Annotated in this window: 16 protein-coding genes, 1 tRNA gene and 2 pseudogenes; 8 read left to right on the forward strand and 11 right to left on the reverse strand. The window is 73.0% G+C overall.

The annotated features are described in order from the left end of the window. Both UK12_RS41690 and UK12_RS38520 read left to right on the forward strand, forming a co-directional pair. Positions 1-477, forward strand: a pseudogene (locus tag UK12_RS41690) (hypothetical protein); the annotation flags it as partial. A 33-nt stretch (positions 478-510) separates the two neighbouring features. Next, a pseudogene (locus UK12_RS38520) lies at positions 511-663 on the forward strand (mycothiol transferase); the annotation flags it as partial. Positions 664-718: 55 nt separating this feature from the next. On the opposite strand, the gene UK12_RS28170 reads toward UK12_RS38520, so the two are convergent. Beyond that, complete coding sequence (locus tag UK12_RS28170) at positions 719-2053, reverse strand: hypothetical protein (RefSeq protein ID WP_052682207.1); 1335 nt, start codon at positions 2051-2053, stop codon at positions 719-721. 220 nt (positions 2054-2273) lie between these two features. Between UK12_RS28170 and UK12_RS28175 the strand changes: the two genes are divergently transcribed. After that, the gene (locus UK12_RS28175) at positions 2274-2840 is read left to right on the forward strand and encodes a hypothetical protein (protein ID WP_045306002.1); all 567 of its coding nucleotides are present in this window, start codon (positions 2274-2276) and stop codon (positions 2838-2840) included. Positions 2841-2910: 70 nt separating this feature from the next. Here the strand turns inward: UK12_RS28175 and UK12_RS28180 are convergent, their stop codons facing one another. The 4 genes from UK12_RS28180 to UK12_RS28195 form a co-directional block, all read right to left on the reverse strand. Then, on the reverse strand, positions 2911-3828 hold the full coding sequence (locus UK12_RS28180; RefSeq protein ID WP_045306003.1) for a TolB family protein: 918 nt from the start codon (positions 3826-3828) through the stop codon (positions 2911-2913). A 204-nt stretch (positions 3829-4032) separates the two neighbouring features. Next, positions 4033-7287, reverse strand: coding sequence for a bifunctional cytochrome P450/NADPH--P450 reductase (locus tag UK12_RS28185; protein ID WP_045306004.1), 3255 nt, complete (start codon positions 7285-7287; stop codon positions 4033-4035). A 187-nt stretch (positions 7288-7474) separates the two neighbouring features. Then, a complete protein-coding gene (locus tag UK12_RS28190; protein WP_045306005.1) occupies positions 7475-8155 on the reverse strand; it encodes a hypothetical protein in 681 nt (226 codons plus the stop codon). A gap of 174 nt (positions 8156-8329) precedes the next feature. Beyond that, positions 8330-10345 carry a glycoside hydrolase gene (locus UK12_RS28195; RefSeq protein WP_045306006.1) on the reverse strand — a complete coding sequence of 672 codons (2016 nt, stop codon included), beginning with the start codon at positions 10343-10345 and terminating at the stop codon, positions 8330-8332. Positions 10346-10553: 208 nt separating this feature from the next. Between UK12_RS28195 and UK12_RS28200 the strand changes: the two genes are divergently transcribed. From UK12_RS28200 to UK12_RS28210, 3 genes are all read left to right on the forward strand, one after another. Next, positions 10554-11261, forward strand: a complete 708-nt coding sequence (locus tag UK12_RS28200) for an ABC transporter ATP-binding protein (RefSeq protein ID WP_045306007.1) — start codon at positions 10554-10556, stop codon at positions 11259-11261. Then, the gene (locus UK12_RS28205; protein WP_082120013.1) at positions 11258-13606 is read left to right on the forward strand and encodes an ABC transporter permease; all 2349 of its coding nucleotides are present in this window, start codon (positions 11258-11260) and stop codon (positions 13604-13606) included. The genes UK12_RS28200 and UK12_RS28205 overlap by 4 nt, the downstream gene beginning before the upstream one ends. Positions 13607-13847: 241 nt before the next feature. Beyond that, positions 13848-13921 (forward strand) — tRNA-Met (locus tag UK12_RS28210). A gap of 158 nt (positions 13922-14079) precedes the next feature. On the opposite strand, the gene UK12_RS28215 is transcribed toward UK12_RS28210, so the two are convergent. The 4 genes from UK12_RS28215 to UK12_RS28230 all read right to left on the reverse strand — a co-directional run bounded on the left by UK12_RS28215 (position 14080) and on the right by UK12_RS28230 (position 17172). Beyond that, a complete protein-coding gene (locus UK12_RS28215; protein WP_045306008.1) occupies positions 14080-14802 on the reverse strand; it encodes an anti-sigma factor family protein in 723 nt (240 codons plus the stop codon). Further along, a complete protein-coding gene (locus tag UK12_RS28220; protein WP_045306009.1) occupies positions 14799-15359 on the reverse strand; it encodes a sigma-70 family RNA polymerase sigma factor in 561 nt (186 codons plus the stop codon). The genes UK12_RS28215 and UK12_RS28220 overlap by 4 nt, the downstream gene beginning before the upstream one ends. A 58-nt stretch (positions 15360-15417) precedes the next feature. Then, positions 15418-16443 carry a DUF1996 domain-containing protein gene (locus tag UK12_RS28225; protein ID WP_045306010.1) on the reverse strand — a complete coding sequence of 342 codons (1026 nt, stop codon included), beginning with the start codon at positions 16441-16443 and terminating at the stop codon, positions 15418-15420. Positions 16444-16557: 114 nt separating this feature from the next. After that, entirely contained in the window at positions 16558-17172 is a 615-nt protein-coding gene (locus tag UK12_RS28230) for a hypothetical protein (RefSeq protein ID WP_052682208.1), read from the reverse strand. A gap of 49 nt (positions 17173-17221) precedes the next feature. Between UK12_RS28230 and UK12_RS28235 the strand changes: the two genes are divergently transcribed. After that, a complete protein-coding gene (locus tag UK12_RS28235; protein ID WP_197085230.1) occupies positions 17222-18379 on the forward strand; it encodes an alpha/beta hydrolase family protein in 1158 nt (385 codons plus the stop codon). Between the two features lie 76 nt (positions 18380-18455). Here the strand turns inward: UK12_RS28235 and UK12_RS41695 are convergent, their stop codons facing one another. Together UK12_RS41695 and UK12_RS28240 are read right to left on the reverse strand one after the other, a co-directional pair. After that, the gene (locus UK12_RS41695) at positions 18456-18602 is read right to left on the reverse strand and encodes a hypothetical protein (protein ID WP_197085231.1); all 147 of its coding nucleotides are present in this window, start codon (positions 18600-18602) and stop codon (positions 18456-18458) included. Between the two features lie 273 nt (positions 18603-18875). After that, complete coding sequence (locus UK12_RS28240) at positions 18876-19256, reverse strand: winged helix-turn-helix transcriptional regulator (protein WP_045306011.1); 381 nt, start codon at positions 19254-19256, stop codon at positions 18876-18878. A 155-nt stretch (positions 19257-19411) separates the two neighbouring features. On the opposite strand from UK12_RS28240, the gene UK12_RS28245 reads away from it, so the two are divergent. Further along, positions 19412-20186: NADP-dependent oxidoreductase (locus UK12_RS28245; RefSeq protein WP_082120015.1), on the forward strand; the 775-nt coding region annotated here is incomplete at its 3' end.

The following is a 20186-nucleotide window of genomic DNA, read 5'->3' on the forward strand; positions in this document are numbered from 1 at the left end:
GAGCTCCGGGCGCTGTTCGCGCTCCGCGCTCCGCTGCGCGAGCAGGTCACCTGGCACCTGCTGCACGAGACCGGCGGCACCGTCGAGGACATCCTCGCCCTCGACCTCGACGACCTCGATCTGCTCCACCGCCGCACCCACCGCCGCCCGGGGCGGCCGCTGTTGCAATGGCGCGCCGGAGCCGCCCGCCTGCTGCCGCTCCTGGTCATCGGCCGTACCGGCGGCCCGCTGCTGCTCACCGACCGCCGGGCCGTCGCGGGCACACCCGCTGCCGACCTCTGCCCGCACAGCGGCCACAGCCGGCTCTCCTACCGCCGGGCCGCCGAGCTGTTCACCGCCACCACCCGCGCTCTGGACCCCGAGGGCTGCGGCTGGACCTTGCGCCGGCTGCGCCCGGCGGCCCGGCCGGTGCGGGAGCCGCGCTCCCGGACCGTCCGGGCCGCCGACACGGACCGTCCGGACCCGGGACGGGCGTGAATTCGGCTGGGCCGGGGCAGGATGATCGGACAGTCCCGTCCACTGCCGGAGGCACCCTGGTTCGAGCCGGGTGCCAGGTGGTCCGTGCGACGGGTGCTGCTGCACGTCATCGCCGAGACCGCGCAGCACGCCGGGCACGCCGACATCATCCGCGAAGCCCTCGACGGCGCCCGGACCATGGGCTGAACCCACGCGCGAGGGCTGTCCCGCAGGTCCGAGTGGCGAAGCGGCCGTGGCCGGTTCACTGTGCGGGAGGCGGCGGGGACCCCACCCCGGCCCGGTCGAGCAGGTGGTGCATCCCGGCGACGGGTACGGCGGGATTCGCGGCGGCGCTGCGGGCGGTCTCCGTACCGTGCAGGAGAGCGGTCAGCACGCGGGCCGGAAGACGGGCGTCACCGGCGGCGGCGTTGCGGATCCAGTCCTGCGGGTCGTCGAGCAGCCGCACCACCGAGGCGGGTGAGAGCCGGCTGTCCCGCAGAGCCTGGTAGCGGACCTCGGGGTCCTGGTCCCGGCTGCGGAGTTCGACCGTCTCGGTGGTCGACTCCGCTGCCGTGCACTCCGGTTCGTCCGTGGGGCGGATCGGCCGAGGACGCGGGTGGGCCCGGGTCGCGGCCCTGCTGCGGACCAGTGAGTCGGGGTCGGCGGCCAGCGCGCCCAGCAGCTGCACCGGCAGGTCGGGATGGCGTGCTATCTCCGCCCGGACGCGCGGATCCCGGTCGGCCGCGAGGCCGGCGTACCCGGCCTCGGTGAGCGGTTCGCCCATGGTGGCGGTGAGCATGGCGAGCACGGTCCGGTCCTCGGGCTCGGCGTCCGCCAGCAGTTGCGTCCGGTCCTGGGCGGAGAGGTGCCGGCTCTCGACGAGCCGACGCCGTACCGTCCAGTCGGGGTGGGCGAGCCAGGCCGCGACCACCTCCGGGGGCAGCTCCCGGTCGAGCAGGGCGGACCACACCCGCTCGGCCGGGTCCACGGTCAGCAGTCGCCGCAGGACGGCGGCGGGTGCCGCCGGGTTCCCGGCCAGGCCCTCCAGCCAGGCGCGGCGCAGCCGTTCGGGGGCGCTCGTGAAGCGTCGGAAGGACTGCCAGCAGGCCGCCTGCTCCTCCGGGCTCTCGGTGGCCCTGGCCCGCGCCTCCGCCTCCAGCCGCTCGCCGAGCCGGTCCACGGCGATCAGCCAGACGGAGTACTCCTCGGTCGTCACACCCAGCAGGCTGTCGCCGTCGGCCGAGAGCGTGACGAACTCGGGCCGGCCCGGCCGGGGGCCCAGGACCCCGGCCAGGTCCCAGTGTTCGGTGAGGCGCACCCTGAGCCAGCCCCGCGGCGAGGTGAGGGCGTCGAGCAGGAACTCCCCGTCGGCGCCGAGCACTCCGTACTCGGTCGCGAGCCGCCGCCACTGCGCGTTGAGCTCCGCGACGAGATCCGGGTGGTCGTCGCGGACCTCGGCCGTCGGCCGCGTCGATGCGGCGGCGACCGGCCGCCAAGCCGCCTTGGGGGGAAGCACGTTCACGGCCCCGCCGTCGCCCACGATCTCCAGCCCGGCCCGCCGCAGCAGGTCCGCCAGCTCACCGTTCCCAGCCGTCATGTGGCCATCCTGCACCAGAGGCGGCCGGGCGCGGGTCCGATTCGGCACTGCCTACGAAGGTCTGACGCGGCGCTGCCGATGGCGAGTGCCCGTGGCCGGTGCCGGTGGTCAGTGCCGGTGGTCGGCGCCGCGGGTCGGTGGGGTGGTCGGTCAGGGGGCGGTGGTGCGGCGGCTCCGGTCTGCCTGGTAGGCATGGCCCGTGCGTTTTGACACCGTTCCGATGCCGCCCACCGTCGACTCCAGGCCCCGCGACACCCGCGGCTACCCCGTTCCGGCCATCACGCCGTGGCAGGGTGACGAGCCGCAGTTCGCGCTCACCGACTACGGGCGCAGCGCCGACTGCGCGCGGGGGAGGCTGTGTTCGGTCTGCAACACGCTGATGCCGCGCGGCCCGGTGTGGCGCGTGGTGGGTGCCACCGAGAGCGCCGCGATCGGTGCGGCGCTGGCCGCCGGACGGCCGTACCGGAACCTCGCCCCGACCCTGGAGGGTCCGGGGCACCGTGCCTGCATGCTGTACGCCTCGATGGTCTGCCCCTACCTGGCCCGGCCCAACGCGCGGCGCGGGCTCTCCGCCGAGCGGCCGGACGAGCTGACCGAGCACGTGGTCCGGGGGGCGGTACGCGGCGAGATGGGCGCGGTGGTGGGGTTCGGCGACTACGAGTACGCGGTCACCGACTCCCAGGTGCTGTTCCGCTTCCTGGACGTGGTCGAGTTCCTGCCGCACGACACCGCCGACGCCCAGCTGGACGAGCTGAAGGCCGAGTTGGACCGCCTGGCCGGGAACTGACCCGGACCGGTGGTCCAACTCGGCCTCCTGAAGCTGCCGTTCTGTCGCTGACTGCCTCCCCCAGGAGCGGTCAGCGGCGGAAGGCGGGCATGCCGGTGCTGGTGGACACCAGCGTGGGCTTCGCGGAGCCGTCGGCCGGGACGGTGGCGATGCCGCCGGTGGTGCGGGCCGCGATGGTCTTGCCGTCCGGGGACCAGGTGGGCTGGACGTAGTTGGCGGTGGCACCCGGGGTGAGGTCCTTGACGGTGTGCTGCTGGCCGTTGATGTCCAGCTCGAAGAGGTGGTTGTGCCCGTCGACCGAGCGGACGAACACGACCTCTTCGCCGTTGGGCGACAGGGCGGGCTGGGAGCCCTTGGTCGTCGCAGCACCCTGCTGGCGCAGGTAGTCGTCCCGGATGAAGACCTCGCCCGTGTTGCTGTTCGCGTAGACGGCGCTGCCGTAGCTGCCGCCGGCGCTGGGCCACACGTTGCCGGTCTGCGGCAGCGGCTTGGCGTCGTCGTCGGAGTAGGTGTTCAGGGAGAGGACGGTCGGCTTGCTGTTGTGTGCGGTGGCCACCATCCGCAGCAGGGTGGAGACGCCGCCCTTGTCCGCGCTGAAGATGATGTTGTTCTTGGCCGGGAGCCGGTACTCCGGCACGGCGGCCGTCACCTGCCAGGTCGGGTGCGACCAGATCTGCCCGCCGGGGTTCCTGGCGACGACGGTCTTGCCGCTGCCGTCCGGGTTGGAGACGACCAGGCTGCCGTTGGTGCCGTCGATGAAGGCGGCCTTGGAGCCGTCCGGGGACCAGGAGAGGTCACGGAGCGGGGTGCCGAAGTCGACCGACTTGCCGTTGATCACCACGTACTTGGTGCCGTTGCTGATCGTCAGGCCGTTGGGGGCGGTGGCGGCGCTCGCCGCGCCGGCCGTGAGCAGTGCGACGCTGCTGGTGGCGACGACGGTGGTGAGGGCGATGGAGGCTGCGCTGCGGAGCCGGGTGCGAGCGGACATGACTGGTTCCCCCCAGGGAAGTCGACGGTGCGGTGTTCGGCGGTCGCGGGAGCCGCGTTCACCGTCCTCCGGGGGGCTTTCGTCCGCCCGTTCGACTGGCTGCCGCTCTGTGCGATGTGAAGATCCTGTCAGTCCGAGATCCGGGTTCCGTGTGGGCGATGTCTTCGCCGTGTAACGGGGTTCGGCGCATCGTGGGCCCGGTGGTCAGCCGCCGCCCCAGATGTCCTCCAGGTAGCGGTCGGCCTCGCGCAGGCCCGCGAGCCAGGCTTCGCCGTCGGCGGTCGTGGTGCCGGTCTTGCGGCTGAAGACCTCGGCGAAGGCGCGGCGCACGTCCGGGGCCATCCGGCTGGCGTCGCCGCAGACGAAGATCACCGCGTTCTGCTGGAGGAGGTCCCAGACCTCGTCCCGGTGCTCGGCGATGGCCTGTTGGACGTAGGTCTTGGGGTGGCCGGGGCGGCGGGAGAAGGCGGGGCGCAGCCGGACGATCCCGGCGTCCTCGAAGCCGCGCAGCTCCTCCTCGTAGAGGAAGTCCTGCTCGGGGTCGCGGCAGCCGAAGAAGAGCATGGACTCCGCGACCGGGACGCCCTGCGCCTGCTGCGCGGCCCGTTCCTGCAGGAATCCCCGGAACGGGGCGAGGCCGGTGCCGCAGCCGACCATGATCATCGGGGTGTGCGGGTTCTCGGTCGGCCGGAACGGGATCGTGGGCTTGCGGACGAACGCGAACACCGTGCTGTCCGGACCGCTGTCGGCCAGGTGGCTGGAGCAGACGCCGTGGAACCGCCCCTGGCCGGACCTGGCGGGGGCGTCCACCACGCCGGTGGTGATGCTGCAGGTCTCCGGGGAGGCCAGCGGCGAGGAGGAGATCGAGTAGTACCGGGGGCGCAGTGGCGGCAGCAGGTCCAGGAAGTCGGCCAACGGCAGTTCGCAGGAAGGGAATTCGCCGAGCAGGTCGAGTACGGACCGGCGCGGCGTGAAGACCCGCTCCTGGTACGCCGAGCGGCCCGCCTCGTCGTCGGCGGCCAGCGCGAGCAGCTCCGCGCGCTGCGCGGGGTCCGCAGCGTGGGCGGCCATCGTCTCGAGGTCCGAGCGGGTGGCCACGTCCTGCAGTTCGACGCAGCTCGCCAGCACGCCGATCAGCGGCACGCCCTCACCGGTCGGCAGGTGGGTGGGCACGCCGGGGCCCGGAGTGATGGTGACGTACGTGCCGAGGTCCAGCTTGAACTGCTGCACCGCCCGCAGGACCAGGTCGGCGCTGTTGCGTGGCAGCACCCCGAGGTGGTCGCCGGCCTGGTACGCCGTCCCACCGGGCAGGGCGATCTCGACGTGCCGGGTGGAGCGCTCGGGCGGCCGGGCGTCGCAGCGCTGCAGCTCGCGGTTGGCCCGGACGGACGCCGGCTGCGCCCGGTAGGAGACCACCACGGGATTGGTCTCCCGCTTGTTGACCATGGAAACCGCCAGCCGGGGCCCGGCCTTGGCCTGCGCGCCCACCTCGTCGGGCAGCCCGAGGGCCTCGGCGAGGGCGGACCACAGGCCCGCGTGCCAGTCCCGGTACTGGCCGTCGAAGTCGCCCCGGGCGTCGCCCTCGCCACGCGGGTGGATCCGGGTGGCGCCGTGGGCCGCGAGCTCGGCGTCGAGCAGCTTGGGCACGGCCTGGTAGGTCGCCGCCCAGTCGCTGTGCCCGCAGCCGAACACGCCGTACCGGACGCCCGCGCAGCTGTCCGAGGCGGTGTCCGCGGCCCGCAGCCAGCTGCAGAAGGCGGTGGCGTTATCGGGCGGGGTGCCGTTGTAGGACGAGCTGACCATCACGACCGCGCCCTCGCGGGGGAGCCCGCCCGCCCGGTCGTCCAGGGGCGCGAGGGAGACGGCGAACCCGCGTTCGGTCCCCTCCCGCGCCAGCTGGGTGGCGATGCCTTCGGCGGTACCGAGGTTCGAACCGAACAGCACCAGCAGCGGGGTGCCGTGGCCCTCCACCGCAGGCGCCTCGGCCACCGCCGGCTGGGCCGCCTGCCGGGCCGCCGGGGCCGCCGCGAGCACCGGCGCGGTGAGGGTGCGTCCCGCGCGCGGCGCGACCAGGATCCGCAGGCCCACCGGCTTGATGGTCAGGGTCTGCTTGACGCTCAGCCGGTAGTCGAGGTGGTCGATCAGCTCGAACCGCTGCAGCAGCATGCCCAGCACCAGTTGGGCCTCTTGCATGGCGAACTGCCGCCCGATACAGGCCCGTTGGCCGGTGCCGAAGGGCTTGTACGCGTTCGGCGGGAGCTTCGCCCGGCGCTCGGGGCTGAGGCGGTCGGGGTCGAACTCCTCCGCGTCGGCGCCCCAGACCGCCTTGTCCCGGTGCAGCGCGGGGATCAGCACCGTCAGCGGATCGCCGTGCGCGACCGCGTACCGGCCGCCGATGACCGTGTCCTCGAACGGCGACCGGGTGAACGCCGGAGCGGTCGGCCACAGCCGCAGCGTCTCCTCCAGGATCTGCCTGACATAGGTCAGCCGGTGCACCTGCTCGTACGTGGGCGGGACGCTCGGGTCCGTGCCGAGCACCTCGTCCACCTCGGCCCGGGCCCGCTCGACCACCTCGGGGTGCTTCAGCAGGAATTGCACCGCGAAGGAGAGCAGACCGCTGGTGGTCTCGTGGCCGGCGATCAGGAAGGTGATGCACTGCGCCCGGATGTTCTCGTCCGGCAGGCCCTCCCCCGACTGCTTGTCGACACCGGTCAGCATGCAGCCGAGCAGGTCCCGGGTCTCGGTGTCGCCGGACTCGCGGCGCTCCTGGATGATCCGGTCCACCGTCTCGTTCATGTACGCGACGTCCTGCTCGAACCTGTGCTGCGCCCCCTTGCGCAGCGGGGCGACGAAGTCGGGCACCCGGGCCCGGTGCTGCGCCTCCAGCAGGGTCCGGACCATCGCGTCCACGAAGGGGTGCGGCGTCTCGCGGTAGAAGGAGTTGAACCGGTAGTCGAAGCCGCACAGCGCGATGGTGTCCAGGGTCAGCCGGGTCATGTCCGCGGCGACGTCGGCCTCCTCGTCCGGGTTGAGCCGGGCCCACTTGTCCATCAGCTGCCCGGCCAGGTCCAGCATCATCGGCAGGTAGTCGCGCATCGCCTGCATACCGAAGGGCGGCATCAGGATGTTGTGCGCCCGGTGCCACAGCGGGTCGTCGGTGTCGGCGCTGAACAGCCCGGCACTGATGGCACCGCGCAGGTTCGCCAGCCCGCCGCCGACCAGCTTGTCGAACCGGCTGTCGTCGCACACCTCGTCCACCAGGTCGATGCCGGAGAGGATCACCCGGTCACCGGCGGGCGTCTGCAACCGGTAGATCGGGCCGTACTCCCGGGCCAGCTCCACCATGTTCTCGATCGGGTTCCCGTGCGAGAGCTCGCGGATGTTGCCGAGCACCGGAAGCCCGTGCGGGCCGGGAATCTCCTGCAGGCCCTGAGCCTCGGGGCCGGTCGACGTCGTCATGGCAGTCCTCCGGGGGTACCTCGGGTGTCGGCCCGTCGTCCGGATGCGCGGCTGGGCGATCCCCTCGGCGACGGAGCGGAACGGCGGGCCCTGGCCACCCTTCCGAGCATGCGCCCGCCCCTCACCGGCCGCAAGATCGGCGGTCGCGGGCCCCGGGACGGCCGCGACCGGGCGGGACCGGCCGCCGTCAGCGGTCGGTGCGCGCGGGCTCGAAGCGCGAGGCGGACGCCAGGATGTGGATGCTGACCACCAGGGCCCAGAACGGGAACGCCAGCTCGAACCAGGCGACGCTGCTGACCATGACGAGCAGGACCAGGGCGGTCAGATAGCCGAGGTGGGCCAGCCAGCGCGGGGTGATGCCCAGCCGCCGCCCGATCGTCGAGACGGACAGCGTGAAGACCGCGGCCATCCGCATCGAGTACGTGGTCAGCAGCTCGTACGAGGTGCGCCCGAACTGCCACAGCTGTTCCTGGGAGCTCGTCACCGCCGTGCCGGACGGCCCGGACATGGCCAGCAGGCCGCCGGCGAAGGCGGCGTCGGCCAAGACGGCCGCCACCAGCAGCAGGCCGCTGCCGAGGAAGACGGTCGCGAAGAACCGGTCCTCGCGGGGGCCGATCCGGTTGCGGATGACGGCCATGAACCAGAGGAAGGAGATCCCCGCGAACGGGACCAGGTTCAACGCCACCTGGAGCGAGTTCCGCCGCGTCGGGTCGGTGAGCCACTGGCCGGTGTCCGAGGCATGCGTGGGCACCGCGCTGCGGACCAGGACGATCACCGCTCCCAGCAGCAGCGAGAACACGATCCCCGCCACCGCCGCGGCCCGGGGCGCCCGCAGTGCCTGCTCCGCCGCACCGGCCTCCGCCCGCATCGCCTGCTCCTTCCGGCTCGCTGCCCCGCTCGCTGCCCGCTCGGTGGTCGCGCTCTCCCGCGAACACCAGCAAGCCGCCACCCGCCCTCCACCGCCAGCCGGGCCACCCGCCGGGGTGACGCGGCCCTCGGGCACCACCGCAGTGCCCGGGCGGGCGGAGGGCGGGGCGGGTGCTTACCGGGCCGGCAGGGTGGAAGGGCAGAGCCGCTGCGGCTGCTTCCCGCCGAGCTTCGCGTCCACGCAGCCGGGCGGCAGCGAGCCGTACGCGGTGCTGCCGAAGTTGGCCGTGACCTGGAGTACGCCGCTGCCGAACGTGGTCCGCTGGACCTGGTGGTCCGGCGTGAGCCAGCGGAAGCCGGTCATCGGCTGGGTGCCCGCGGCCTGGTGCAGCGGTGCGAAGTAGCGCTGCAGCTCGGCCAGTTGCCTGCCCTGCGCGGTGAGGGCCGGGCCGTCGAGCACCAGGTTCAGCGGGGTGTTGTAGAGCATGGCGAGCAGCGCCCGGTCGGTCTGCAGCGCGGGGAGCTTGCCGTACGACAGTTCCCACCGGTCGAGGTTGACCTGGGAGTCGTGCAGCGCGGTCTCGTACAGCGGGATGCGGTACGCCGGGTCGAACATGGCCTTGGTGAGGTCGGGCGGCAGCGTGACCGGCTTGAAGAAGGTGCCCGGCGCCCCGGCGGGTGCGTACCCGCCCCAGACCGCCTTGTCCCGCTCCAGGGGCCACAGGCCGTCGGCCACCGGGGTGGACGAGCCGTGGCTGAAGGCGAGGACGGGACTGGCCCAGCTGCCGGCGCTCTCCGAACCGAGGACCAGCCGGTCGGGGCCGGACAGCCGGCGCATCCGGGCGAGCCGGTCGGCCTGGTCCTGCGACTGGTTCATGGGGTGGGCGGAGCTGTAGTCGTCGTACAGCTCGCCTGCCGCGTCGACGTCCAGGAAGTAGCTGGTGGCGCCGTTCGCGGTCATCTGCGCGGTGCGGTCGGCCAGGTACCGCCGGCCCGCCGCGCTCTGCTCGAAGGCCCGCGAGCCGAGGTAGCAGCCGCGGTCGTGGAAGCCCGCCTTCACCGTGCCGTCCTGGTTGCGGACGCAGTAGTCCGGATAGACCGGGGACGGCCAGCTGGAGGTCGGTGCGTCGGAGGTCCGCGGGTCCTGCCCGTTGGCGAAGGAGTCGTACGGGCCGACCAGGTAGCCCGCCCGCTTGGCGGCGGCCACCGCCTGGGCGTCCATGGGCTGCCCGTCGGCGTCGTAGCCGAGCCACATCCGGCTCAGCCCCAGCGCCTGCATCCGTGCGACACCCTGGGCGGTCCTGGCGGCACCCCAGGTGTAGGCGTGGAACGCGCCGAGGAGCTTGCCGACCTCCGGATTGGCGGCGATCTTGCTCGTCAGGGTGACCAGCTGCCCGTGGTCGGTGAGCCAGCGCCGGTAGTCCAGCGCGGGCGCGACCGGGGACGGGTCGGTGAGGGCGAAGGTGACGGAGTAGTCCGTGGTGGCCGCCCGCTCGGAGAAGGTGTGCACGCCGGTCCCGTGCAGTCGCCTGCCGTCGGACGCGAAGCCGAGCGAGGTGCCGATCGGCTGCGGGACCAGGTAGCTGACGCCGTGGCTGCCCAGGGTGTAGCCCCACAGCGGCATGGTGAGGTCGGCGGTGAGGTCGTAGGTGTGCCCGGCCAGGCCGGTGGAGGCCGAGTTCCACCACTGGTCCGCGACCGGCACCCCGAGTCCCTCGCCGCGCGGGAGCTGCACCTGCGAAGCGGCCGGATCGGTTCCGGTGACCGGCCAGGACAGCGTCGAGCCGTCCTTCGCGCCGTGCACGGTGACCCGCAGCCGGCCCTGCTCGGCCGCCGCGGTCACGGTCAGCCCGCGCTCGGGCAGGGTCCAGCTCGCGCTGTTCCGGCCGACCTCGACGGTACCGGGGCGGCCGAGCGGCTCCGCGGCCGGCGCCGACAGCGTCAGCTCGCCGCCGTCGGCCGCGCTCAGGCCCACGGCCAGCGAATCGGTCCGGACCTCGGCCGTCCCTCCGGCGACGGGTATGCCGACGTACCCGTCGTGCAGCCGGATCTCGGGCCGGGCACTCGCCCCGGCGGCGGGGGAGAAGCCCACGCCGCACAGCGTGCCCGCGCCGGTCACCACGAGCGCGGCCGCCACCGCGGCACGGCGCCGCCGGGGCCGTACGAACTGACGGAATGTCATGGAATCCATGCCTGGATCGTGGCGATCCCGGCTAAGAGCGCTCCTTATGACCGGCGCCGGCCGGGGCCCGAGGTCCGAACTCCGGGGCCCGGGGCACGCCCGGTGCCCGCCCGTCCCGGCCCTCGGCGCCGCCGCCCTACATCCGCAGGATGACCCGCCCGACCGGTTACCTCGCCGGGCTGATGACCGTCCCGGCCGTGGCCCGTAGTTTCAGACCATGATCAGTGAAGACGGTTCGGAGCAGGTGATCGTACGCCTGGACGGCGTGCGGAAGGAGTACGGCGACTCCGTCGCGCTCGACGGCGTGTCGCTGGAGATCCGGGCGGGGGAGGCGGTCGCGGTGATGGGGCCGTCGGGCTGCGGCAAGTCCACCCTGCTCAACATGATCGCCGGGCTGGACCGCCCGACGGCCGGGTCGGTCTTCGTCGACGGTGAGGACCTGGCGCAGCTGAACGAGACCGGGCTGGCGCTGTACCGGCGCCGCCGGATCGGCATGGTGTTCCAGTTCTTCAACCTGATCGACGACCTGCCCGCGCTGGACAACGTCGCGCTGGCCGCCCAGCTGACCGGCACCTCCGCCGCGCAGGCCCGCAAGCGCGCGCTGGAGCTGCTGGACGAGCTCGGCATCGCCGACCGCCGGAACGTCTATCCGGCCGCGCTGAGCGGCGGCGAGCGCCAGCGGGTGGCCGTCGCCAGGGCCCTGATGAACCGTCCGGCGCTGCTGCTGGCGGACGAGCCGACCGGCGCCCTGGACAGCCACGCCGGCGAGCAGGTGATGGACCTGCTGATCGACCTCAACCAGATCGGCCAGACGCTGCTGATGGTCACCCACGACCCGCGCCTCGCCACCCGCTGCGCCAGCCGCCTGATCGAGGTCGCCGACGGCCGGCTGGTCCGCGAGAGCGCCCTGGAGCGCACCCCGTGAGCGGCGCCGTCTGGCGGGCCTCGCGCGCGGCGGTGCGGCGCCGCCGGTTGCAGACCTTCGTCATCGGCCTCGTCGTCCTCACCTCCACCGTCGCGCTGGTGGTCGCCCTCGGTCTGCTCGACGCCGCCTCGGCCCCCTTCGACCGCACGTTCGACCAGCAGCGCGGCGCCCACCTCGTCGCCACCTTCGATCCGGCCAAGGCCACGGACGCCCAGCTGGCGCAGGCCGCGCACCAGCCGGGGGTCACGGACGTCGCCGGGCCGTTCGCCCAGGTCGTCCTCACCGCCCCGCCCGACCGGGCCGCCCCCGCCGCGGGCGTGGACACCCCGCCGCCCGGACCGATCACGGTCGTCGGCCGCGCCGACCCGGGCGGGCCGGTGGACCGCGTCGACGTCTGGAGCGGCCGCTGGGTCACCGGGCCAGGCGAGGTCGTCGTGATGCGGCCGCCCGGCGAACACTGGGGAGCGAACGAGGAGGTCGGCAGCCGGCTGATCCTCCCCGGCGCCCCGCCGCTGACCATCGTGGGCTTCGCCTCCAGCCTGAGCCAGACCGCTGGCGCCTGGGTCTCGCCCGACCAGATGCCCGCCCTGCACCCGACGGCCACCCAGCTGCTGCTCCGGTTCGCCCACGCGGGTTCGGACAGCCAGGTCCGGGCCGGCCTGACGGCGGTCACGGCCGGGCTGCCGCAGGACTCGCTGCTCGGCTCGCTGTCGTACCTCACCGTCAAGCAGGACATGACCAGTACGGCCAACGCGTACGTCCCGTTCCTGATGGCCTTCGGCGTCCTCGGACTGGTGGTGGCGGTGCTGATCGTCGCCAACGTGGTCAGCGGCGCCGTCGTGTCGGGGTCCCGGCACATCGGGGTGCTCAAGGCCATCGGGTTCACCCCGAACCAGGTCGTCGCGGTGTACCTGGTGATGGTCCTGGTCCCCGGGGTCGTGGGGTGCGTGCTCGGTACCGTCCTCGGTGTCCTCGCGGCACACCCCCTGCTGCACATGGTCTTCGCAGGGTTCGACTACGGGTACTTCACCGCCACCCTCAGCCCCTGGGTGGTGGTGCTGACCCTGCTGGGCATGCCCGTCGTCGTCCTGCTCGCCGCGCTCGTCCCCGCGCTGCGCGCGCACCGGCTGTCGGCCGCCCGGGCGATCAGCGCCGGCAGTGCCCCGGGCACCGGACGAGGGCTGCGCGTCCAGCGCCGGCTCAGCGGCACCCGGCTGCCGCGAGCCGTCAGCCTGGGCCTCGGCCTGCCGTTCGCCCGGCCGGGCCGCACCGCCATGACGCTCACGGCCCTCGTGCTGGGCGTGACCACGGTGACGTTCGCCGGCGGACTGTCCTCCTCGGTCGCCGCGTACACGGATGCCGCCCGGGACCACGTCCAGTCCGTGAGCTACGTGGGCGACGCCGGTGTCGGACAGGTGGAACCGAAGCTGACCGACGCTCAGATCGAGGCGAAGCTGCGCTCCCTGCCCGGCGCGCTGCACGTGACCGCCGCCGCACCGGTCGAGCTCCGCATGACGGGGGGCTCGCAGGTCGTCCGGGGCTGGTTCCTGCGCGGGGACTCGGCGGACATGAGCTCGGCGATGGTCAAGGGCCGCTGGATGAAGGGGCCCGGCGAGGTCGTGGTCGGGACGCCGTTCGTGCGCAAGCACCACCTGGCGGTCGGCGACCACTTCACGCTGGCCCTGGACGGCAGGCAGCAGTCCGTCACCATCGTCGGCGAGACCGTGACCGGCGACGCGGACCGGGTGGACGCCACCTGGGAGACGCTGACCGCGTTCGCACCCGACCGGTCGAGCAGCCGGTACGTCAACCAGTACTGGGTCCAGCTCGCCCACGGTGCGGATGTCGGGGCCTTCGACAACGCGGTCAAGGCGGCCGAACCCGGCCTAAACCCGTCGGAGTCGGGCGACGTGAACTCGGTCACCGTCACCATCGTCGGCTCCTCCTCGGTCCTGACCCTGCTGCTGACCACGGTCGCGGCGCTCGGGGTCTTCAACACCGCCGTCCTCAACACCCGTGAGCGCCGCCGCGATCTGGGCATGCTGAAGTCGATCGGCATGACACCACGTCAGGTGATGGTCATGGTGGTGACCTCGATGGCCGCCCTGGGCCTGGTCGGCGGACTGCTCGGCGTCCCCCTCGGGATCGTCGCGCACCGCCTGATCGTCCCGTCCATGGTCGAGGCGGTGGGCAGCTCCCTCCCGGCCGCCATGATGCAGGTCTGGCACGCCCCGACCCTCACCCTCTTGGTGCTGGCGGGCGTGGCCATCGCGGTCCTCGGCGCCCTCGTCCCGGCCCGCTCGGCGGCCCGGCTGACCATCGCGGAGGTGCTGCGCAGCGAGTGACCCGCCGGTGGCCGACGGTTGGCGGCGGGGCTCCCGCCGCCGCTCGGTCTTCGGAGCCCGACACTTCACCGGACATCTCACCTGATACCTCACCCGGTGCATCGGTCGCGAAATGCTTTTGAGCAGTTATGGCGCTCTGCTGCGGCAGTCTTCGCGACCCACGCATACCTGCTCTCATCCGCTCTCGAATTTCCCGGGATTTCCCAGGGCCGCCCGAGTGCTGTAGAGTCTGGTTTACCGACGCGGGGTGGAGCAGCTCGGTAGCTCGCTGGGCTCATAACCCAGAGGTCGCAGGTTCAAATCCTGTCCCCGCTACGAACGGAAGGCCCGGCGCACATAGCGCCGGGCCTTCCGCATTCTCCGGTGTTTTTCCCGGGAGAACCGGGACCGTCCGGCTGCGAATTTCCGGCGGGTGGACGACGGGAGGTCCGGACCGCCTGCGCGCTCCGGACCGTCCGACGGGTGGTGCCGCGCTACAGCGGTACCGTCACGAAGGTCTGCCCCGACTCGTTCACGACCGACACGGATGTGACGTCGGCCGGTGCGACCAGCGCGGAACCGTCCAGTGTGGTCCCGGCCCTGGCGCCGGCCGGGGAGACCAGCCAGCTGCCCGCGTCCGTCTTCGCCCCGTCCCTGCCGTTGACCACCAGGTGGCAGCGCTGGCCTTCGGCGATCCCGGTGACCGCAGCGCTCACCCGTACCCAGCCCGCCGCCGGGGTCATCGTCAGCGTCATCCGCGCCCCCGTCGAGGGGTCCGTCACCGAGGCCGTCCTGGTGCCGGCCGGGGGTGGGGTCACAATGACGGACGGGGCCGGAGCGACCGCGACGGGTGGCGGTGCGGGGGCCGTGCTCCTGCCCATCAGCACACCGCCGCCCAGCACCACCGCCGCCGCGACCGCCGCAGCCACGCCGACCGTCACCCAGCGCCGCCGCTGCTGCGCGCCCCGCTCCGCGCGGGCCTGCCGCAGGGTGCGCTGCAGCAGCAGGTCACCACCCTCGGGACGCCCGTCCACGAACAGCTCGGGCGGCACCTCGCCCAGCACCCGCTCCAGATCACGCAATTCGGCCACCTCGTCCCGGCAGGACGCACAGGTGGACAGGTGCGCCTCCACCGACTCCACCTCCGCCGCCTCCAGCGCGCCGAGGACGTAGGCGCCGAGGAGTCCCGCGCTCTGCTCGTGCTGCTCCGTGCTCATGCCGCCGCCTCCTTCAACGTCCCTGGCCTGCCCGGGTACGACCGTTTCAGCGCCCGTAGCGCGTAGTGCGCACGGGACTTGACCGTCCCCGCAGGCACGCCCAACTGCTCGGCGGCCTCGGCGACCGACAACCGCTGGAAGTAGATGGAGTGCAGCACCGCCCGGTGTTCGGGGGAGAGCTGCTCCAGCGCCTCCGTCATCACCAGTGCCTCCACCACGGTGTCGGCGTGGTCGCGCTCCACCGGGACCGTCGCCGTCGCCTCGGACACCTCGGCGACCTCGGCCGGACGCGAGGCTTTGGCGCGGAACCGGTCGGTGATCAGATTACGCTCCACCGTCAGCAGCCAACCGCGAACCGAACCACGGGCGTTGGTCAGCGCCTCGGGGTTCCGCCAGGCGCGGATCAGCGTCTCCTGCACCGCGTCCTCCGCAGCCGCCCGGTCGCCGGTCAGCCGGATCGCGTAGGCGAGCAGCGCACCGCCGTGTTGCTCGTAGAGCGTCCGGATCAGTGCCTCGTCAGCCGCACTCCGCCGGGCGCCGGATCGTGCCCCTGCCATCCGCCCACTCCTCCGTCGGGATCTGTCACGGCAGGCACGTACGGCGCGGCCGATCGGTTCAATCGCTGCCCCGGCACTTGCGATTTTGGTTCAGGCAGGCGACGACGGAAGCCATCCGGGAGTCGCTCATCACGTCGATGAACACGCCGTGGTCGGTGACCGGGCTGTGCCGCTGCTCGGGGAAGGCGTCCAGGGCGAACGCCTCGCCCGGCGGGGGCCGGTAGCCGACGGTCACCCGCAGCCGGGGGATCGGGAAGGTGTCGTGCGGGCAGACGCCCGAGTCGGAGGGGAACACCGCCTGCGCCCGGTGGCCCGGGGAGTCCGTGCTGCGCCCGTCCCAGCAACTGGGGAACTCGAAGGTGCGGGTGAGCAGGCTCCCGGCCGGGCAGAGCGGGTAGCGGCCGGTCCACCGGCCGGGGAATCCGCTGCACCCCCACCGCGCACGGGCGTTCGCGCCGCCGTCGGTGGCCGCCGTCGGGTCTCCCACCAGCAGCCGCAGGAAGCGCGGCATCGGCACGACCTGGCTCCACGGGTTGCCGAGGAACTCGATCGACACCGTGTCCGGGGTGAGGATCTCCCCGAGGTTGCCGTGCTCGCCGTCCTGGCTGAGACCGCGGTCGGTCCGGCGCAGCACCGGCCAGTAGTAGCTGGAGCGGTCACCGCCGGCGCAGGTCGTCCCGGCGGCGGCCAGCGTGCTCTCGGTGGACAGGGCGTCGGTGGACAGGTTGCCCACGTAGTCGTGCACGTGGTGGGCACCGCCGGCGACGCCCGGTGAGATCACCACGTTGTCGGAGTTTCGGTGCCCCTCCTGGTCGCGCCCGCAGTCCTCGGTGTACGAGCCGGTGGCGGCGCCCGTGGCCGTCGCCGTGTCCGTGGAGGTGGCTGCGCCGGTGGACGCGCCAGGCCCGGGCGGTGCGGGCGGCTGCTGGACGGGGACGTCGGTGATCCGGACGAAGTCGGGCGAGCCGGAGGCCGTCGGCCACAGCCGCACCGAGAGCAGCGAGAGCCCCAGCACAAGGCAGAGCAGGACGCCGACCGGCAGTGCGGCGCGTCCGAACGGCCAGCCGTCGCGACCCGGGTTCACCGCGACAGTCTCTCCGTGCACTGCCGCGACGGCAAGCCGGGTCAGGTTCGTGGTCCCTCCGGCCGCCCCGTCCGGTCGATCCTGTCCGGCCGGCCCTGTCTGGCCGACTCGGCGTCAGTATCCGCTCGAATAGCTGCTGCTCTGCGAGGGGTCCGGCGCCGGTGCCTGCGCGGGGGCCTGTCCGGTGCCCCGGGCCTTCTTGCCCTCCGGCGTGCTCGCGAACCAGGTGCCGCCGACGCCCTGTCCGTTGACCTGCCCGGCCGCGCTGTCCCCGGCGAAGCGGTACAGCGGCCAGCCGTTCAGCGTCAGCTGCCGGCTTCCGTCGGGCCGGGCCACGCTCCCGACCAGGGCCGAACCGACACCGCTGAGGGCCACCTTGTCCTTGTCCTGGACGGTGGCGGGCGGCCACTTCTCGGCGCAGGCACCGGTGCAGTTGGTGGCGGACGGCTTGTTGGTGTCCTTGTCGAACCGGTACAGGGTGCGCCCGGCGGAGTCCGTCACGATCGCGCCCAGCTGCGCGGAGTTGACCGCGACCAGCTTGACCGGCCCCGCCGCAGCAGCGGCTGCGCCGGCCGGGGCCGCCGGGGCGGGCGCGGACGCGGAGGAGCTGGGCGTGGCGGCGACGGCGTCGGTGCGGGTGCTCGTGGTGGTGCCGCAGGCGGTGGCGGCGAAGGCGACGGCGGCGAGGCCGGAGGCGATGAGCAGACGGCGTCCGGTGGGCTTGGGCATGGCGAAGTCCCCCTGGGTATGGGCAGGTTGAGGTTGTCGGCGCGTCTTCGTGACGCTCGCACCCTCAACACGTAAGCGGTCCGGGGAGGGTTCAACGTCCGTCGGAAATTTCTTCGCCCCGCCGGCCCTCGACGAGCCCGAACTCTGGGGCAGCCTCGCCGGCCTGACCGAAGAGGCACAGGCCCGACTGGTCCGCCTCGCCGCACCGCAGCCGCTCGGCGCCCTCACCCAGCCACTGCGGCTGTCGGGGGCGGCCGCCGGAGTGCCGACCTCCGGCATCCTCTGCACCGCCAACGGCCTGAGCATCGCCCTGGTCGAAACCCTGCTGCGCATGGGGGACCCGCGCCTGCAGGCACTCGTCGACCCCCGGGTGGGCTTCTTCGACCTCGACACCGGGCACTGGCCGATGCTCTCCGCCCCCGACGAACTGGCCGACGTGCTGCTCCGAGCCGCTGCCGGGGAGGGGCACCGGCTGGCCGCGCCCGAGCGGCCCGGGTACCTCGGGCCGTTCCTGCTGGAGGTACCGGAGCGGCCTCGTGAGCGGGTGGGGCGGGTGGATCTCTTTCTGCCCGATGCCGACGGGCCTCGTCCGGCGGCGCTGTTCGTGCACGGCGGCCCGATTCCCCCCGACGCGCAGCCCACGCCACGGGACCGGCCGGCCTTCGTCGGCTACGGCCGGTACGCGGCGAGCCTGGGTGTGGTCGGTGTGGCGGTGGATCACCGGCTGCACGACATCGGCGACTACGGGCAGGCTGCCGGGGACGTCGCCGCGGCGGTCGAGCTCGTACGGGCCGATCCGCGCGTGGACGCGGACCGCGTCGCACTGTGGTTCTTCTCCGGCGGCGGGCTGCTGTCGGCGGAGTGGCTCTCGGCACCGCCGCCGTGGCTGCGGTGTGTGGCGGCGACCTATCCCGTGCTCGCGCCGATGCCGAACTGGGGGTTCGCGGGCTCCCGGTTCCGTCCCGCAGCCGCGGTGAGCACCGCGGGGGACCTGCCGATCGTGGTGACCCGGGTGGAGCTGGAACTCGCGGAGATCGCCGGGACGATCGAGGAGTTCCTGACCGCCGCCAAGGACTGCAAGGCCGATGTCGAGGTGATCGACGTGCCGCTCGGCCACCACGGGTTCGAGACGGTCGACCACACCGAGCCCGCGCGCCAGGCCGTGGAACGCGCGGTCCGATCCGTGCTGGGCCACCTCCGGGGCTGACGCCGCCACGGACACCTGCCGAGGCCCCGCGGCGGCTCGGGCCTCGGCAGGACCGAGCGGAACGGAGACCGGGACGTCAGTGCCGGGTGAAGGCGCCGGCGTTCTCGCGGGCCCACTGCCGGAAGGTGCGGGCGGGCCGGCCGATGAGGGTCTCGGTGGTGTCGGCGATGGTCGCGAGGCCGTGGTCGGCGGCCTCCCACAGGTTGAGCAGCGAGGAGACCATCGGCGCGGGCAGGTAGTCGCCCAGCTGCCGCTCGGCCTCGGCGCGGGTGATCCGCTCGACCGGGATCTCCCGGCCGATGGCGTCCGCGAGGACGGCGATCTGGTCGTATCCTCCGCCGCTGCCCTGGCGGGCAGCGGCGGAGGATACGAGATTCGAACTCGTGAGGGGTTGCCCCCAACACGCTTTCCACCTGTTCGGCCGGCCGTTCAGGGGTGGCCGGATCTGCCCTGACCTGTGGCGGAGCGGGTGTCGGCGGGCGAGTGCGGTGCCTGGTCAGGTGTGCTGGGGCTGACAGCTGGCGGCGGTGCTGTCGAGGTTCTCTTCGACCCAGGTGCGCAGAAGCCCGAGAGGGACGGCGGCGCTGTGGCCCAGCGGGGTGAGGGCGTATTCCACGTGCAGTGGCACGGCGGGGTAGATGGTGCGGGTCAGCAGGTCGGAGTCCTCCAGTCGGCGCAGGGTCTGGGTGAGCACCTTGGGGCTCACGCCCTGCAGGCGCCGCTGCAACTCGCCGAAGCGCTGCGGTCCTTCCTCGAGTGCTCCGATGGCCAGGGCGGACCACTTGTTGGCCAGCAGGTCCAGCATCGCGCGGCACGGGCACTGGGCCGCGTAGACATCGTGGTCGCTGTGCCGGCCCGTCGCGCATTCCATCACCATCACACGCTCCTCACCAGGATGCTTCCCAAAAGGAAGTAGTAAGCCTTGCAGGTAACTATATGCCTGTCGATACGGTCGTCAACGTCAGCGAGAAGGCCGCATCAGCGGCCTTCCGCCGTTCTCGCCATGGGAGTTGACGTATGACCGTATCCACGATGCGCGCGGTGACCCAGGACGGCTTCGGCGGTCCGGAGGTCCTGAAGGTGGCGCAGGTGCCGCGTCCCGTGCCCCTGCCGACGGAGGTCCTCGTGCGGGTGCACGCCGCCGGGATCAACCCGGTGGACTGGAAGACCCGCGCCGGCACCGGCATGGCCGGGGTACTGGGCGAGCCGCCCTTCATCCTGGGCTGGGACGTGTCCGGGGTGGTGGAGGAGACCGGCTTCGGCGTGACCACCCTCAAGGCCGGTGACGAGGTCTACGGGATGCCCTGGTTCCCCCGCGCGGCAGGCGGCTACGCCGAGTACGTCACCGCACCGGCGCGCCAGTTCGCCCGCAAGCCCGCAACCGTCGGCCACGAGCAGGCCGCCGCCGTCCCGCTGGCCGCCCTGACCGCGTGGCAGGCCCTGGTGGACGCCGCCGAGGTCCGCCCCGGTCAGCGGGTCCTGATCCACGCCGCGGCAGGAGGGGTCGGACACTTCGCCGTCCAGTTCGCCAAGCACCTGGGAGCCCACGTCATCGGCACCGCCAGCCGCAGCCGCCACGACTGGCTGACCAAGCTCGGCGCGGACGAACTCATCGACTACACCGCCGTCCGCTTCGAAGACGCCGTCCGCGACGTGGACGTGGTCATCGACCTGGTCGGCGACCATCACGACACCACCAGCACCCGCTCACTGCAGGTGCTGCGCCCCGGCGGCCTGATCGTCGCGATCCCCGCCGGGGTCTCCGAGCAGCTGCGCGACGCCGCCGAGGCACGCGGAGTGCGGGCCG

The organism is Saccharothrix sp. ST-888 (assembly GCF_000955975.1).
Lineage (GTDB): Bacteria > Actinomycetota > Actinomycetes > Streptomycetales > Streptomycetaceae > Kitasatospora.